The organism is Roseateles sp. P1_C1_2, assembly GCF_056406535.1.
The window spans coordinates 38667-53149 of record NZ_JBFUAB010000035.1 but is presented as its reverse complement, the minus strand read 5'-3'; the positions used below and the strand labels follow the sequence as shown (position 1 = coordinate 53149).

Annotated in this window: 16 protein-coding genes and 1 riboswitch; of the genes, 14 read left to right on the top strand and 2 right to left on the bottom strand. The window is 68.2% G+C overall.

Annotated features, from left to right (window positions below; all coding sequences use genetic code 11):
- A partial coding sequence (locus tag AC1D2H_RS28135) for a DUF748 domain-containing protein (RefSeq protein WP_478013172.1) occupies positions 1 to 489 on the bottom strand: 489 nt, incomplete at its 3' end.
- A gap of 16 nt (positions 490 to 505) precedes the next feature.
- Between AC1D2H_RS28135 and AC1D2H_RS28130 the strand changes: the two genes are divergently transcribed.
- Entirely contained in the window at positions 506 to 1315 is an 810-nt protein-coding gene (locus AC1D2H_RS28130; protein WP_478013171.1) for a YdcF family protein, read from the top strand.
- Between the two features lie 152 nt (positions 1316 to 1467).
- On the opposite strand, the gene ubiD is transcribed toward AC1D2H_RS28130, so the two are convergent.
- The gene (gene ubiD / locus AC1D2H_RS28125; RefSeq protein ID WP_478013170.1) at positions 1468 to 3006 is read right to left on the bottom strand and encodes a 4-hydroxy-3-polyprenylbenzoate decarboxylase; all 1539 of its coding nucleotides are present in this window, start codon (positions 3004 to 3006) and stop codon (positions 1468 to 1470) included.
- 221 nt (positions 3007 to 3227) lie between these two features.
- On the opposite strand from ubiD, the gene AC1D2H_RS28120 reads away from it, so the two are divergent.
- From AC1D2H_RS28120 to nusB, 13 genes are all read left to right on the top strand, one after another.
- Positions 3228 to 4076 carry a lytic transglycosylase domain-containing protein gene (locus AC1D2H_RS28120; protein WP_478013169.1) on the top strand — a complete coding sequence of 283 codons (849 nt, stop codon included), beginning with the start codon at positions 3228 to 3230 and terminating at the stop codon, positions 4074 to 4076.
- 87 nt (positions 4077 to 4163) lie between these two features.
- Positions 4164 to 4273, top strand: a riboswitch (ZMP/ZTP riboswitch).
- A 58-nt stretch (positions 4274 to 4331) separates the two neighbouring features.
- Entirely contained in the window at positions 4332 to 5585 is a 1254-nt protein-coding gene (gene glyA / locus AC1D2H_RS28115; protein ID WP_477929590.1) for a serine hydroxymethyltransferase, read from the top strand.
- A gap of 11 nt (positions 5586 to 5596) precedes the next feature.
- On the top strand, positions 5597 to 6040 hold the full coding sequence (gene nrdR / locus AC1D2H_RS28110) for a transcriptional regulator NrdR (RefSeq protein ID WP_477929592.1): 444 nt from the start codon (positions 5597 to 5599) through the stop codon (positions 6038 to 6040).
- Positions 6041 to 6185: 145 nt separating this feature from the next.
- Positions 6186 to 6737 carry a GspH/FimT family pseudopilin gene (locus AC1D2H_RS28105; protein ID WP_478013168.1) on the top strand — a complete coding sequence of 184 codons (552 nt, stop codon included), beginning with the start codon at positions 6186 to 6188 and terminating at the stop codon, positions 6735 to 6737.
- Between the two features lie 99 nt (positions 6738 to 6836).
- A complete protein-coding gene (locus AC1D2H_RS28100; RefSeq protein ID WP_477929596.1) occupies positions 6837 to 7310 on the top strand; it encodes a type IV pilin protein in 474 nt (157 codons plus the stop codon).
- 2 nt (positions 7311 to 7312) lie between these two features.
- A complete protein-coding gene (locus tag AC1D2H_RS28095; RefSeq protein WP_477929598.1) occupies positions 7313 to 7927 on the top strand; it encodes a pilus assembly FimT family protein in 615 nt (204 codons plus the stop codon).
- Positions 7927 to 8661 carry a PilW family protein gene (locus tag AC1D2H_RS28090; protein WP_477929600.1) on the top strand — a complete coding sequence of 245 codons (735 nt, stop codon included), beginning with the start codon at positions 7927 to 7929 and terminating at the stop codon, positions 8659 to 8661. Before AC1D2H_RS28095 ends, AC1D2H_RS28090 begins: the two co-directional genes overlap by 1 nt.
- Positions 8658 to 9992, top strand: coding sequence for a PilX N-terminal domain-containing pilus assembly protein (locus AC1D2H_RS28085; RefSeq protein ID WP_478013167.1), 1335 nt, complete (start codon positions 8658 to 8660; stop codon positions 9990 to 9992). Before AC1D2H_RS28090 ends, AC1D2H_RS28085 begins: the two co-directional genes overlap by 4 nt.
- Before the next feature lie 11 nt (positions 9993 to 10003).
- Positions 10004 to 11326 (top strand): type IV pilus modification PilV family protein, encoded by a 1323-nt coding sequence (locus tag AC1D2H_RS28080; RefSeq protein WP_478013166.1) that lies wholly within the window; start codon positions 10004 to 10006, stop codon positions 11324 to 11326.
- 20 nt (positions 11327 to 11346) lie between these two features.
- A complete protein-coding gene (gene ribD / locus AC1D2H_RS28075; protein ID WP_478013165.1) occupies positions 11347 to 12378 on the top strand; it encodes a bifunctional diaminohydroxyphosphoribosylaminopyrimidine deaminase/5-amino-6-(5-phosphoribosylamino)uracil reductase RibD in 1032 nt (343 codons plus the stop codon).
- Between the two features lie 24 nt (positions 12379 to 12402).
- A complete protein-coding gene (gene ribBA, locus AC1D2H_RS28070; protein ID WP_478013164.1) occupies positions 12403 to 13500 on the top strand; it encodes a bifunctional 3,4-dihydroxy-2-butanone-4-phosphate synthase/GTP cyclohydrolase II in 1098 nt (365 codons plus the stop codon).
- 16 nt (positions 13501 to 13516) lie between these two features.
- Positions 13517 to 13990 carry a 6,7-dimethyl-8-ribityllumazine synthase gene (gene ribH / locus AC1D2H_RS28065; protein ID WP_477929609.1) on the top strand — a complete coding sequence of 158 codons (474 nt, stop codon included), beginning with the start codon at positions 13517 to 13519 and terminating at the stop codon, positions 13988 to 13990.
- On the top strand, positions 13987 to 14478 hold the full coding sequence (gene nusB, locus AC1D2H_RS28060; protein ID WP_477929611.1) for a transcription antitermination factor NusB: 492 nt from the start codon (positions 13987 to 13989) through the stop codon (positions 14476 to 14478). Before ribH ends, nusB begins: the two co-directional genes overlap by 4 nt.
- The last annotated feature ends 5 nt before the right edge of the window (positions 14479 to 14483 follow it).

Here is a 14483-nt window from a genome sequence, read left to right as displayed (position 1 = left end):
CAGTTCGATGTTGTAGACGGCGAACTCGGGGTCGGCCTCCTCGGGCGCGCCCGGCTTGGCGGCAAAGCGCTGGATCAGGTCGTCGATGTCATAGCGGCCCTCGGCCACGCGGGCGACGCGCAGCTCGGGCCGGGTCAGGGACAGCGATTCGATGACGGCACGGCCGCGCAGCAGGGAGCGCAGCGACAGGGCCGCGTCCATTTTCTGCAGCTTGAACAGCGGCGGCTGCTGGGGCGCAGCGCCCCCGATGCTCAGGCCTTCGACGATGAGGGCCAGGCGCCAGGGCTGGAAGCTGGCCTCTTCGATGCTGACGGGCCGGCCCAGGGCCTCGCTCGCCAGCGCCGCGCCGCGGCCGGTGACCCAGCCCGGCAGCGCCAGCGTCACGATCAGCAGCAGCAAGGTGGCCCCGGCCGACAGGGCGGCAACGGTCAGAAGGCCGATTCGGGCGATGCGGGCGGGCGAGCGGGGGGTGGGAAAGGTGGTCGTCACGGCAAAAGCATTATTGATGTCGGCGAAGATGCCGCGGGTGATCTCCCTCGACTATCCGGGTTTCAAGGCGCTGCTGCTGGCCGCCGCGCTGCCGCCTGCGCCGATGCTGTTGCTGGCCGTCTGGGGCGGCTGGCGGCTCAGGCGTGGGCGGCGCTTCGGCGGGCTGCTGCTGGGCCTGGCGCTGGCGGGTGTCTGGCTGTCGGCCACCGAGGCGGTCGGCGAACTGCTGAGCCGGGCCGTCGGCCAGCCTGCGGCACTGGCACCGACCCAGGTCAACGCGCTGCGCGGCCGCACCGACGGCGCCGTGCTCGTGCTGGGCGGCGGCGTGAGGCACCATGCCCCGGAGTTCGACGCCGGCATACCGACGCGGATCACCGCCGAACGCCTGGCCTATGGCGTCTGGGTCGCCCGGCGCAGCGGCTGGCCGCTGGCCTTCTCCGGCGGCATCGGCTGGACGGCAACGGAGCTGCGCCAGCCCGAGGCCGCGATCGTCGGCCGCGTCGCGGCACAGGACTATGGCTTGGCGCTGCGCTGGACGGAGGCCAGTTCACGCGACACACGAGAGAACGCCGCCCAGACCCTGCCCTTGCTGGCGAAGGCGGGCGTGAAGCAGATCGTGCTGGTCACGCATGACGCCCATATGCGTCGCGCCATGCGCGCCTTCGAGGCCGAGGCCGCGCCACTGGGCATCCAGCTGCTGCCGGCCCCCGTGGGCCTGCGCGACGATGCGCTGAGCAGCTTCGACGACTGGTGCCCGTCGGTAGAAGGCTTCGCCCGAGTGCGCTACGTCGCCTACGAAACGCTGGCCTGGTGGGCAGGACGTTAGAAATAGAAACCCCGCCGGGCTTTAAGGCCGGGCGGGGTGGGTGGCTATGCCACCTTGGGGCTCCACGGCGATTTGCCGAAGGGCTCCTGGCGCGCAAGGGATTGCGCCAGAGGTTGTGCCTGAAAAGGCATTCCAACAGTAGGCGAGCGCTGTCAGGGCTTCAAGAAGAGTTGCCCGAATAGCGCCTCGGCACGCTTTGTGACCTCGGGCGGCAGGCTGATGCCACGGCCCCATTCGCGGCTGGTTTCCCCAGGCCATTTGTTGGTGGCATCCAACCCCATCTTGCCGCCCAGGCCGCTGACGGGTGAGGCGAAGTCAAGGTAGTCGATGGGGGTGTTGTCCACCAGCGTGGTGTCGCGCACCGGGTCCATGCGGGTGGTGATGGCCCAGATCACCTCCTGCCAGTTGCGCGTGTCGATGTCGTCGTCCACGACGACGATGAACTTGGTGTACATGAACTGGCGCAAAAAGCTCCAGATGCCGAACATCAGCCGCTTGGCGTGTCCCGGGTAGGCCTTCTTGATCGAGACCACGGCCATGCGGTAGCTGCAACCCTCGGGCGGCAGGTAGAAGTCGACGATCTCCGGAAACTGCTTCTGCAGTATGGGCACGAAGACCTCGTTGAGCGCGACGCCGAGGATGGCCGGCTCGTCGGGTGGCTTGCCGGTGTAGGTCGAGTGGTAGATCGGATTCTTGCGCTGGGTCTGGCGCGTGATCTCGAAGACGGGGAACCAGTCCTGCTCGTTGTAATAGCCGGTGTGGTCGCCGAACGGCCCCTCCAGCGCGTGCAGATAGCCGCCCTTCTCCTTCAGCGGCACGCCGTGCTCGCTGACGCCGGTGTAGCCGGGCGCGGCGATGGGGATATGGCCTTCCAGCACGATCTCGGCCGAGGCCGGCGCCTGCAGCGGCTGGTTCTTGCCGACGCCGGTGTTGACGAGCTCCGTGCGCGAACCCCGCAGCAGGCCGGCGAACTGGTATTCGGACAGCGAATCCGGAACCGGCGTGACGGCACCGAGGATGGTGGCCGGGTCGGCGCCCAGGGCCACGGCGATCGGGAACGGCTCGCCGGGATGGGCTAGAGAGAAGTCTCTGAAATCCAGCGCACCACCACGGTGCGCCAGCCAGCGCATGATGACCTGGCGGGGCGAAATCAGCTGCTGGCGGTAGATGCCGAGGTTCTGGCGGGTCCGTGTCGGGCCCCGGGTGATGACCAGACCCCACGTGATCAGGGGGGCTGCGTCGTCCGGCCAGCAGGTCTGGATGGGCAGGCGACCGAGGTCGATGTCGCCGCCCTCGAAGCTCTCTTCCTGGCAGGGCGCGCGGCGCTGCACGGCCGGCTTCATGTCCCACAGCGCCTTGGCCATCTGGAGCAGCTTGCCGGCGTCCTTCAAGCCCTTGGGCGGATCCGGCTCCTTGAGGCTGGCCAGCACCCGGCCGACATCCCTCAGATCGGCCAGAGACTCAGCGCCCATGCCGAGTGCGACGCGACGCGTTGTCCCGAAAAGATTGGTCAAGGCGGGGGTGGAATGGCCCGTCGGCGCCTCGAACAACAGGGCCGGCCCACCGGCCCGCAGCACGCGGTCGCTGAGGGCCGTCATCTCCAGTACCGGCGAGACTTTTTCGCGCACGCGCTTGAGCTCTCCGAGGCCTTCCAGGCCGGTCATGAAGTCCCTCAGATCGCTGTATTTCATAACCAAAAGTAGTTTTGAAGAGTCCAAACAACCTTGACTGGTTATCTTCGACTCGTAAAATTCGCCGCTTCGGGTTTTTACTGAAACCCAACCGGCCGGGTCCTCCGGGCACACAGATGCCACAGACCAAAGCAATAGGCCGGGAAATTATCACCGTCGCCCCACCCAGACCGCCCCGCTAACTGAGGCAGCCTGAGGCGGGCCACGACACAAGGAGTCGCATGACGACACGTCAAGACCTGTTCAGCCTGGCTCGCCACACGCGGGATTCGGCGTCGCTGTTCGTTCAGGACATCGGCAACGGCCTGCTCGTGGTCAGCCACAACACGCTGGCCCTGCTGGGGCTGGCCGTGGTGTCGGTGCTGCTGGTGTTCACGAGCCAGGCAGGCCTGCGCGAGAAGCTGGAATCCGCCACGCTGGGCTGGCTGAACGCCCGCCAGGAAGCCCGCGCAGAAGCCGAGGGCAACACGCTGTTCGCGGCCGCTGAGCCGGATGCCATCGCCCGCGCCACCGCCACCGACCCGCGCGAACTGAGCCGCCAGCAAGCGGCCGTCGCCCATTGGCTGGCACGCCGCTACAGCGTGGCGCCGGAGCCCATCAGCCGCCTCGTGCAGGAAGCCTGGGCCGTGGGCCAGCGCGCCAAGGTCGAGCCGACGCTGATCCTGGCCATCATGGCCATCGAGTCGCGCTTCAACCCTTTTGCCCAGAGCGCCGTCGGCGCCCAAGGGCTCATGCAGGTCATGACCCGGGTGCATGACGACAAATACGAAGCCTTCGGTGGCACGCACGCCGCTTTCGACCCGGTGACGAATCTGCGCGTCGGCGTGCAGGTGCTGAAGGAATGCATCCAGCGGGCCGGCAGCCTGGAGGACGGCCTGCGCTTCTACGTCGGCGGCGCCAATCTCGCAGAAGACACGGGCTACACGGCCCGCGTGCTGGCGGAGCACGACCTGCTGAAGGCCGTCGCCGCCGGCCGTACCGTGCCGACCATGACGACGGCTCGCCCGCTGCGCGAGGCAGCGTCGGCCCCCACGGGTGGTGATTCTGCTCAAGTGGCCCTGCTGCGCTAGAAACGCGGCCCCCATGCTCGCTTTGCGAGCTGCCCCCGAGGGGGTGCGTCAGCGGCTCCGGACGGCCGCGCGCCGCTGACATACACTGGGTGTTCACGCGACTGGCGATCAGGGTCACGAGCTGACCTGAGGTGGGCCACCACCGGGGAGCGTGAGGCGGTTTCAACCGCTATCAGCCGTTCGCCTGGGCAGCCTTGGACGTCACGCCTGCCGTGATCGCCTGGGATTGACCGCCTGACCTTCGGAACACCAGCCATGTTTGACCGCAACACCTCCACCCTCGCCCTGGTTGACCCCGAGATCTGGACCGCCGTCCAGAACGAGAACCGCCGCCAGGAAGACCATATCGAGCTGATCGCCAGCGAGAACTACACCTCGCCGGCCGTCATGCAGGCCCAGGGCAGCCAGCTCACGAACAAGTACGCCGAGGGCTACCCCGGCAAGCGCTACTACGGTGGCTGCGAGTACGTCGACGTCGTCGAGCAGCTCGCCATCGACCGCCTCAAGGCCTTGTTCGGCGCCGAATACGCCAACGTGCAGGCCAACTCGGGCTCGCAGGCCAACCAGGGCGCCTTCTTCGCGCTGCTGCAGCCCGGCGACACCATCATGGGCATGAGCCTGGCCGAAGGCGGCCACCTGACCCACGGCATGGCGCTGAACATGAGCGGCAAGTGGTTCAACGTCATCAGCTACGGCCTGGACGCCAATGAGGCGATCGACTACGACGCCATGGAAGCCCTGGCGCGCGAGAAGAAGCCCAAGCTCATCATCGCCGGTGCGTCGGCCTACTCCCTGCGCATCGACTTCGAGCGCTTCGGCAAGATCGCCAAGGAGATCGGCGCCTACTTCATGGTCGACATGGCCCACTACGCCGGCCTGATCGCCGCGGGCGTCTACCCGAACCCGCTGCCGCACGCCGACGTCGTCACGTCCACCACGCACAAGAGCCTGCGCGGCCCGCGCGGCGGCATCATCCTGACGAACGACGAGGCGATCGCCAAGAAGATCAACTCGGCCATCTTCCCCGGCATCCAGGGCGGCCCGCTGATGCATGTCATCGCCGGCAAGGCCGTGGCCTTCAAGGAAGCGCTGACGCCCGAGTTCAAGGCCTACCAGGAACAGGTCGTCAAGAACGCCAAGGTGCTGGCCGACACGCTGATCGAGCGCGGCCTGCGCATCGTCTCCGGCGGCACCGAGAGCCATGTCATGCTGGTGGACCTGCGCCCCAAGAACCTGACCGGCAAGGAAGCCGAGGCCATCCTGGGCGCCGCCCACATGACCTGCAACAAGAACGGCATCCCCAACGACCCGCAAAAGCCCATGGTCACCAGCGGCATCCGCCTGGGCACGCCGGCCATGACGACGCGCGGCTTCAAGGAAGAACAGGTGCGCGCCACGGCCCACCTGATCGCCGACGTGCTGGACAAGCCCCACGACGAGGCCAACCTCGCCGCCGTGCGCGAGAAGGTCGCCAAGCTGACGGCCGCCTTCCCGGTGTATCGCGGTTAAGCGGGCCTGCCATGCGCTGCCCGTTCTGCTCTCACACCGAAACCCAGGTCGCCGAGACCCGGGAGTCGGATGAGGGCGACGTCGTGCGGCGCCGGCGCCGCTGCCTGTCCTGCGACAAGCGTTTCACGACCTATGAGCGGGCCGACATCGCCATGCCCTCGGTCGTCAAGAAGGATGGGCGGCGCGCCGATTTCGATGCGGCCAAGCTGCGCGCCTCCATGCAGCTGGCCCTGCGCAAGCGGCCGGTCAGCGTCGAGCAGATCGATGCGGCCATCACTCGCATCGAGGAAAAGCTGCTCGCCAGCGGCGCGCGCGAGATTGCATCCACGCGCCTGGGCGAGTTGCTGATGCGCGAGCTCAAGCGCATCGACAAGGTCGCCTATGTGCGCTTCGCTTCGGTCTACCGCAGCTTCGAGGACGTGGACGAGTTCCGCCAACTGATCCGCGAGATCTGACTCCGGGTTGACCCTATCCCCCTTTGGAGGGGCACTGGGGGGATGGCACCGCCGCCCTCCCCCGTCGCTCCGCCCAAAGGAGGAAAGACGTCACGGTCCGCGCTTTCTAGAGTTCGTTCATTCGCAACGAACCCAGGGAGCCGACATGAACCGCACCGCCAACACCCGCCGTCAAAGCCGTGGTTTCACCCTCGTCGAGCTGTGCGCCAGCGTCGGCATCTGCGCCGCCCTGGTCGGCCAGGCGGTGCCCGCGATGGGCACGCTGCGCCAGCAGCAGCAACTGCGCGTCAGCGCCGACACCCTGGCCGGCGACCTGCGTCTGGCCCGCAGCGAAGCCGCCCGCCTGAGCGAATCGGTCTTCTTCCGCGTCAGCGGCAAGGGGGCCAACGCCTGCTACGTGGTCTACATCGGCGCCAAGGACGACTGCGATTGCGCCGGCGGCAAGGCCGTCTGCAGGAAGACCAGCAGCGCCGTCATCAAGACCGAGTGGCTGCCTGCAAGCCAGCCGGTGCGCCTCTCCAGCAATGCCGAGACGCTGCAGTTCCAGCACCAGCAGGGTCTGGTCACCCAGACCGGCAGCATCGAGCTCAGCCTGAACGGCGGCCAGGTCATCCGTCAGGTCGTGGCCATCACCGGCCGCGTGCGCAGCTGCTACGTGGGCGCTGAAAAAGTCAGCGGCATGCCCAGCTGCGCTTGAGCCCCCTTGTTCGTGGTGGCTGCCGACCAGCGGCACAACTCGGCAGACGAGCGGCAGAAATGTTACTGATCGTCGTGACGTACTGCCGAAAATCGGGCCATGCGCACCTGCCCCCGTTCGCGAAGCCAAGGCTTCACCCTGATCGAGCTGATGGTCGCGCTCGCCATCGCCGGCATCGTCGCGGCGATCGCCTACCCCGCCTACACCTCCCAGATGCAGCGTGGCCGCCGCGCCGACGCCATCTCGGCCCTCACGGCCGTCATGCAGGCGCAGGAGCGCTTCCGCGGCAATTCCGCCACCTATGCATCCACACTGGCCGCGCTGGGGGTGACTGTCTCGGACATCACGCCCCTGTACACCATCAGCTTGGCAGGCGTCGGCGCAGGTGGAACCTATGACACCGGCTATGCCGCAACGGCGACCCCCGTCGTCGGCAGCAAGCAGGCCAAGGACGTGACCTGCAAGACGCTGACGGTGACGCTGGTGGGCGCCACGCCCGTCTATTCGGCGACGGGCGATCCCAGCAACAGTGGCTCGGATCGCGTCACCACCAACGAATGCTGGCCTCGATAGCCATGAAGAAACACCTTCATGCCCTTAAGGCCCGCATCCTCGGCCTGACGCTGATCGAAATCATGGTCAGCCTCGGCATCCTGGGCGTCGTGCTGGCCATGGCCGTGCCGTCCATGGCCGACCTGCTGGAAAAGCGCCGCGTCACGGCCGCTGCCGAGGAGGTGGCGGGCATCCTGACGTACGCGAAGGCCGAAACGAACGCGACCAATTCGCTGCTCATCGTGCGATTCGACCCGGGTGCGAACGCGGGCATGAGCTGCGCCGCGGTCGTGACCACCGCGGGCCTGAACATCTGCGACTGCACCGCTGCGCCAGCCAATGTCTGCGACGGCACTTCCTCGAGGGTGTTGCGCCTGTTCCAGCTGCCCAGGAAGCATGTGCAGTTCGACGCCATTGCCACCTGGCCGCTGGGCGCGAGCAACTACATCAGATTCACACGCGACCAGAACACCGTGGGCATGAGCGATTTTCATGTCGACGTGGCGGGCCTGAAGAAGGGTTACACGCTGCGCGTCGAGGTCAACCCCGCGGGGCGCGTCAAGGTCTGCGCGCCGGCCGTGGCGGCGTCCGGCGCTGCGGCGTTCACCAAGATGAGTGGGTACGGCACATGCAGCTGATGACGACACATGCCAGGTCCGGCAAGGCTCAGCGAGGCGTGGGCCTGGTTGAGCTGATGGTCGGCATCACCGTCGGCCTGATCGTCACGGCCGGCGCGGCCGTGGTGGCCACGCGGCAGATCAACGAACACCGGCGCCTGATGCTTGAAGTGCAGATGCAGCAGGATCTGCGCATCGCCGGCGACTTGCTGCAGCAGGACCTGCGCCGCGCCGGTTACCGCGGCCTGCCCTCCAATGGCGTCTGGCAACCCGAACGCAATGCCGGCGCGACGCCTGCCAAGGAAGCGGCGTCCAGCCCCTACACCCAGTTGACGCAGAGCGCCGGCGGCCACGACCTCTACTACCGCTATGCCAGAACCAGTGGCGGCGTGCGCAACACGACCAACGTCGTGAAGGCCAACGAGCAGTTCGGCATCCGCTGGAACCAGGGCACCGAGTCGCTCTCCATCCAGCTCGGTTTCCTCGCCAATGGCCAGGCCAACTGGCAGCCCATCACCGATCCGGACGTGGTCCTGATCAAGGATTTCGTGCCGACCATCGTCACGCAGCAGATCCCGCTCGACGATCTCTGCGACCCCTCTTGCAAGGCTGCGGGCACCTGCCCGACCCAGACCGTCAGGCGCGTCGACTTCACGATCAAGGCGGTCGCCAAGTCCGACAGCAGCGTCGTGCGCACCTTGGTCGTCAGTGAGAAGCTGCGCGCCGACGACATCAGCGGGGCATGCCCGGCATGAAACATCAACATCCCATGCCGCAGGCCCGGCCCCAGCGCGGCGCCGCCACGCTGGTCGTGGTCATGGTGCTCTTCCTCGTCATGGCCCTGCTGGCTGCCTATGCCAACCGCAGCCTGATGTTCGAACAGCGCATCGCCGGCAGCTATTACCGCGCCAGCATGGCCCAGGAAATGGCTGAAGCGGGGGTGGAGTGGACGGTGGCCATGTTGAATGGCACGGCCATCGACGACAGCTGCGCCGCCGTCGCCACGGGTGGCACCCGCTTCGTCGACAAATATTTCAATGTCTCGGCCGCGGACCGCACCACGACCCCCAAGATCACGACGGTTCCGACGCCTCTGGCCGTCGATTGCTCCTCCAACGGCAGCGGCCTGGTCTGCCGTTGCCCGGTTCCCAATACCCGCACGCCACAGCCCTCCACGGCGCTGAGCGGTGCGCTGATCCCGAGCTTCGGCGTGGCGCTGGGCACTGACCCCCCGCCCAGCCTGCGCTACGGCAATTTCCTGCTGGATGGCAATGGCTGTTCGGACAGCAGTGTCGACAACTGCACCGGCACCAACTCGGAAGCGCGCAGCCAGACGGCCGCGGCGCTGGCCCTGCAGCAGGTCTCCGTCGCCTTCGTCGCTGCGGTGCCTTCGTCACCGGCGGCGCCGTTGACCGTCAAGGGCAACCTGACCACTTCCGGCGCTGGCGGCCTCGGCCTGCACAACACCGATGCGCGCACGGCCGGCCTGCTCGTCGTGTCCAGCGGCGTGGCGCCGACCTTGAACGACGACCGCATGGACAGCGTGCCTGGCACGCCGCCGGACCAGGCGCGTGTCTTCATGGACAGCTATCTGCAGAGCCTGCCGAACACCACGGAAGGCAACATCAAGTTCTTCCGCAACTTCATGGGCATGGCGCCGGCCCGCTATCCCAACCACCCCGCTGCGCGCGCCGTCAGCTGCACGGCCGGCAATTGCGGCACGGATCTGGTGAACGCCGTCAATGCAGGCAAGCGCATCCTGACGGTCAATGGGCCGATGGCCATCAGCGGCAATGTGGCCATCGGCACGGCGGCCGCGCCGGTGGTGATCGTCGTGAACGGTCAGGTGGACATCACCGGTCCGATGGAGTTGAACGGCATGCTGGTGGTGCTGGGCAACCTGAACTGGACCAACAACAGCCCGGCGGCCTCGCAGGTCACGGGCATGGTGGTGGTGCAGGGCAATATGGACGCCATCGGACGCATGGACATCATCTACCAGCAGGCCATCGCGAACGAGCTGCGCAACCGCCTGGGCAGCTATGCGCGCGTCTCGGGTGGCTGGATCGACAGCGACACCAAGTGACCCAGTCCGCCATGCCTAAGCTCCTGCACCCCCACGCCCTGCGCCGCGCCTCGCGCCGCCAGCGCGGCGTCACGCTGATCGAGGCCCTGGTGGCCTTGCTGGTGATGTCCTTCGGCATGCTCGCCCTCGTCGGCCTGATGAGCAATCTGCGCCGCGGCGGCGACCTGGCCAAGCAACGCAGCGAGGCCATGCGCATTGCCCGCGCCGAGATCGCCGGCCTGAAGGATTTTTCGGAACTGACCCGCACCGCGGCGACACCGGCAACTGCCCGGACCTACAGCGACATCGCCACCCCGGCGGCGGCTGCGTCAGCGGTCACCCCCGTCGACTCGAACACCGCCTACAACGTCACGCGCCAGGTCACGACGCTGGCCGACGCCCAGGCCAAGCTGGTCCGCGTCGGCGTGACCTGGACCGATCGCGCCGGCGACAACCAGTTCCTCAATCTGGACACCGTCATCGCGGCCGTCGACCCGCTGTTCAGCGCGGCCGTGGGCTTCACGCCGCCCGCCGGGCCGGTGACGCAGGGGGGGGGGCGCAACCCGGCCATCCCGCCCGGGGCCAAGCAACTGGACGGCAAGATCAGTGCCTTCTATCCGGACCGGTCGAGCAACCGGGTCTGGGTCTTCAACAACATCACCGGCGTCATCACCGGCAGATGCACGGATGCGGGCGTCGTGCAGTCGGCGCTGACGGCCGCCAACGTCTACGCCTGCCAGACCCCCATCCTCGGCTATCTGCTCAGCGGCGTGGTCCGCTTCTCCAACAGCAATCCGGCCAACCCGAGCGCGCCCGGTGGCACCGCCATTCCGCTGGGCGTGGCCCTCGTCGGCGGCAGCTATTCGCTGCCTCGGCTCAACGCCCAAGGCGCGCCGGTCATGAGCGGCGGCAACGTGGTGCTGGACAATTTTGTCGCCACACCGCCTGCACCGCCCGCGGCGCCGTTCGTGCCGGACTGCTTCCAGGATGCCCCCGCCAGCGCGCCCAGCGCCCAGCTTTTTGTCACCTACAACTGCATCGTCTACCCGGAAAGCGCCACGAAACTCTGGTCCGGCAGGCTGGAGCTGACGGGCATCAACCTCGGCACGACCGCCGCCGAATACCGGGTCTGCCGCTACAGCGCCGACTACAACGGCAGCGGCGGCATGTTCACCGCCGACTGGAAGAACCTGGAGAACGAAGAGCATCCGGACGTCTATGCCCGTGTCGCGACCTCGTTGACGCGCCAGAACTTCCTGGTCATCCGCGGCGACCTGACCTGCCCCACGGCGCCTGCCGTCAGCCCCGCCACCGGCGTGTTCGCCGACTACTCGACCCTGCAGCTGCAACCTTGACCGCTGGCTAGACTGGCGGCATGAATTCGCCCGCAATCACGGCGGCGCTGCAGCGAGCGCTCTCCCTGGCCGAGCAGGCCATCGGCCTGACCGACCCGAATCCCCGAGTCGGCTGCGTCATCCTGGCGCCCGACGGCCGGGAGCTCGGCGCCGGCCACACCCAGCCGGCCGGCCAGGCGCACGCCGAAGTGATGGCCCTGCGCGACGCCGCTGCGCGCGGCCACGACGTGCGCGGTGCCACGGCGGTGGTCACCCTCGAGCCCTGCTCCCATCACGGCCGCACGCCGCCCTGCTGCGACGCGCTGATCGACGCCGGCATCGCGCGCGTCGTCGCGGCTGTCGAGGACCCGAATCCCCAGGTTGCCGGCCAAGGCCTGGCGCGCCTCAAGGCCGCCGGTCTCCGGGTCGAACTCGCCGACCCCGCCAGCGCCGAAGCGGCCAGCGAGCTCAATATCGGCTTCTTCTCGCGTATGCGGCGCGGCCGACCCTTCGTGCGCCTGAAGTCGGCCATCTCGCTCGATGGCCGCACCGCCCTGCCCGACGGGCGCAGCCAATGGATCACCGGCGAAGCGGCCCGCACCGATGGTCATGCCTGGCGCCGCCGTGCCGGTGCCGTGCTGACCGGCATCGGCACCGTGCTGGCCGACGATCCGCGCCTGGACGTGCGACTCGTACCCACGGCCCGCCAGCCGCTGCGCATCGTGCTCGACCCCCAGGGCCGCATGCCGCCCGGTGCGCGCATCCTGCAGCCGCCCGGTGAGGTCCGCGTCATCGGCCCCGGCCGGTCCGATCTCGCGGCGCTGATGGCCGAACTGGGCAGCCAGGGCATCAACGAACTGCATGTCGAAGCCGGCCCGACGCTGTCCGGCGCCCTTCTCGACGCCGGCCTCGTCGATGAGCTGTTGATCTACCAGGCGCCGATGCTGATCGGCGAAGGCCGCCCGCTTGCGGCACTGCGCTCGCTGCCCGGTTTGGCCGACGCCCGTCGCTGGCGCTTCATTGAGGCCACACAAGTCGGCCAGGATCTGCGCTTGCGGCTGCGTCTGACCTAGGGTCGCCACCTACAATCACCGGCTATGCCCATCTCCCCCATTCCCGAGCTGGTGGCCGAGCTGGCCGCCGGCCGCATGGTCATCCTCGTCGACGAGGAAGACCGCGAGAACGAAGGCGATCTCGTGCTGGCGGCCGACCTCGTCACGCCCGAAGCCATCAACTTCATGGCCCGCTACGGCCGCGGCCTGATCTGCCTGACCCTGCCGCGCGAGCATTGCGAGCGCCTGCAACTGCCGCCGATGACGCGCCGCAACGGCACCCAGCATGGCACCGCCTTCACGGTGTCCATCGAGGCCGCGACCGGCGTCACGACCGGCATCTCCGCCGCCGACCGGGCCCGCACCGTGCAGGCGGCCGTGGCACCTGAGGCCAAGGCCAGCGACCTCGTCCAACCCGGCCACATCTTCCCGTTGCAGGCCCAGGATGGCGGCGTGCTGATGCGCGCCGGCCATACCGAGGCCGGCTGCGACCTCTCCCGCATGGCCGGCCTGTCGGCCACCTCCGTGATCTGCGAGATCATGAAGGACGACGGCACCATGGCCCGCCTGCCCGACCTCGAGATCTTCGCGGCCGAGCATGGCCTGAAGATCGGCACCATCGCCGACCTCATCGAGTACCGAAGCCGCCACGAAAGCCTGATCCAGCGGGTAGCCGAGCGGCGCCTGAACACGGCCCAGGGCGAGTTCGATTGCCAGGTCTTCACCGACCGCACCGGCGGCACCCACCTGGCGCTCAGCCACGGCCAGTGGACGCCCGACAGCGAAGTCCTCGTGCGCGTTCACGAGCCGCTGTCGGTCCTGGACCTGCTGGAAGCCGGCGCCTGCGGCCATTCCTGGGGCCTGCCCGCCGCGCTGGCCGCGGTCAAGGCCAGCGCCGGCGGTGTGGTCGTGTTGCTGAACTGCGGCGAGGACGCCGCTGGCGTGCTGGCCCGCGTGCAGGCCTGCGAACCCGCACCCGCCAGCAAGGGTGCGATGGACCTGCGCACCTATGGCGTCGGTGCCCAGATCCTGAAGGCCCTGGGCGTGCACCGCATGCGCCTGCTCGGCAGCCCGCGCCGCATGCCGAGCATGGCCGGCTATGGTCTCGAAGTGACCGGCTTCACCGCCCCTCCCAACTGCTGACCCCGAAAGGCCCGAGATGCAAGATTCCGAACCCGGCCTGCCCAGTTTCGAGGGCGCACTCGATGGCAGCGAGCTGACCATCGCCATCGTCCAGGCGCGCTTCAACGACGCCATCACCTCGTCGCTGGCCAGTGCCTGCCTGGCCGAGCTGTCGGTGCTGGGCGTGCCGACCGAGGCCATCCGCCACATCACCGTGCCCGGCGCACTCGAGGTGCCGCTGGCCCTGCAGGCCCTGGCCGAGAGCAATGACTTCGACGCGCTGATCGCGCTGGGTTGCATCATCCGCGGCGAGACCTACCACTTCGAGCTGGTCGCCAACGAGAGCGGCGCGGCCGTGACCCGCGTCGGCCTGGACCATGGCGTTCCGATCGCGAACGCCATCCTGACCGTCGAGAACGAAGCCCAGGCCTGGGCCCGCGCCGAACCCAAGGGCCGCGATGCCGCCCGCGTCGCCGTCGAGATGGCCAACCTGCTGAAAGAGATCGAGTGAACGCACCCCAGAAGACCGCCTCCAAGACGGCCACCAAGCCCGGTGCCAAGCGCGCCCCCGCCAAGTCGGCGCGCCGCCGCTCGCGCGAGGCCGCGGTGCAGGGCCTCTACCAGTGGCTGCTGACCGGCGAGGACCTCGGTGCCATCACGGCCCTGGGCCGCGAGCAGGACGGCTATGCCAAGCTCGACGTCAAGCACTACGACGCACTGCTGGCCGGTTGCGTCGCCGAGGCCGCCGACCTCGACGCCATCCTGTCGCGCCACGTCGACCGCAAGACCACCGAGCTCTCGCCCATCGAGCACGCCATCCTGATGATCGGCGCCTACGAGCTCAAGCACTGCATCGACATCCCCTACCGGGTGGCCATCAACGAGGCGGTCGAGCTGGCCAAGTCCTTTGGCGGCACCGACGGCCACAAGTATGTGAACGGCGTGCTGGACCGCGCGGCCGGCGACCTGCGCCCGACCGAGGTCGCTGCCAAGCGCTGATCAAG

What these genes read in the sequence shown, in the direction of transcription:
- AC1D2H_RS28130 (WP_478013171.1), top strand. Translation starts at nt 506, where the DNA reads ATGTCGGCGAAGATGCCGCGGGTGATCTCCCTCGACTATCCGGGTTTC.
- glyA (WP_477929590.1), top strand. Translation starts at nt 4,332, where the DNA reads ATGTTTGACCGCAACACCTCCACCCTCGCCCTGGTTGACCCCGAGATC.
- AC1D2H_RS28100 (WP_477929596.1), top strand. Translation starts at nt 6,837, where the DNA reads ATGCGCACCTGCCCCCGTTCGCGAAGCCAAGGCTTCACCCTGATCGAG.
- AC1D2H_RS28080 (WP_478013166.1), top strand. Translation starts at nt 10,004, where the DNA reads ATGCCTAAGCTCCTGCACCCCCACGCCCTGCGCCGCGCCTCGCGCCGC.
- AC1D2H_RS28085 (WP_478013167.1), top strand. Translation starts at nt 8,658, where the DNA reads ATGAAACATCAACATCCCATGCCGCAGGCCCGGCCCCAGCGCGGCGCC.
- ribH (WP_477929609.1), top strand. Translation starts at nt 13,517, where the DNA reads ATGCAAGATTCCGAACCCGGCCTGCCCAGTTTCGAGGGCGCACTCGAT.
- AC1D2H_RS28120 (WP_478013169.1), top strand. Translation starts at nt 3,228, where the DNA reads ATGACGACACGTCAAGACCTGTTCAGCCTGGCTCGCCACACGCGGGAT.
- AC1D2H_RS28105 (WP_478013168.1), top strand. Translation starts at nt 6,186, where the DNA reads ATGAACCGCACCGCCAACACCCGCCGTCAAAGCCGTGGTTTCACCCTC.
- AC1D2H_RS28095 (WP_477929598.1), top strand. Translation starts at nt 7,313, where the DNA reads ATGAAGAAACACCTTCATGCCCTTAAGGCCCGCATCCTCGGCCTGACG.
- ubiD (WP_478013170.1), bottom strand. Translation starts at nt 3,006, where the DNA reads ATGAAATACAGCGATCTGAGGGACTTCATGACCGGCCTGGAAGGCCTC.
- ribD (WP_478013165.1), top strand. Translation starts at nt 11,347, where the DNA reads ATGAATTCGCCCGCAATCACGGCGGCGCTGCAGCGAGCGCTCTCCCTG.
- AC1D2H_RS28090 (WP_477929600.1), top strand. Translation starts at nt 7,927, where the DNA reads ATGACGACACATGCCAGGTCCGGCAAGGCTCAGCGAGGCGTGGGCCTG.
- ribBA (WP_478013164.1), top strand. Translation starts at nt 12,403, where the DNA reads ATGCCCATCTCCCCCATTCCCGAGCTGGTGGCCGAGCTGGCCGCCGGC.
- nrdR (WP_477929592.1), top strand. Translation starts at nt 5,597, where the DNA reads ATGCGCTGCCCGTTCTGCTCTCACACCGAAACCCAGGTCGCCGAGACC.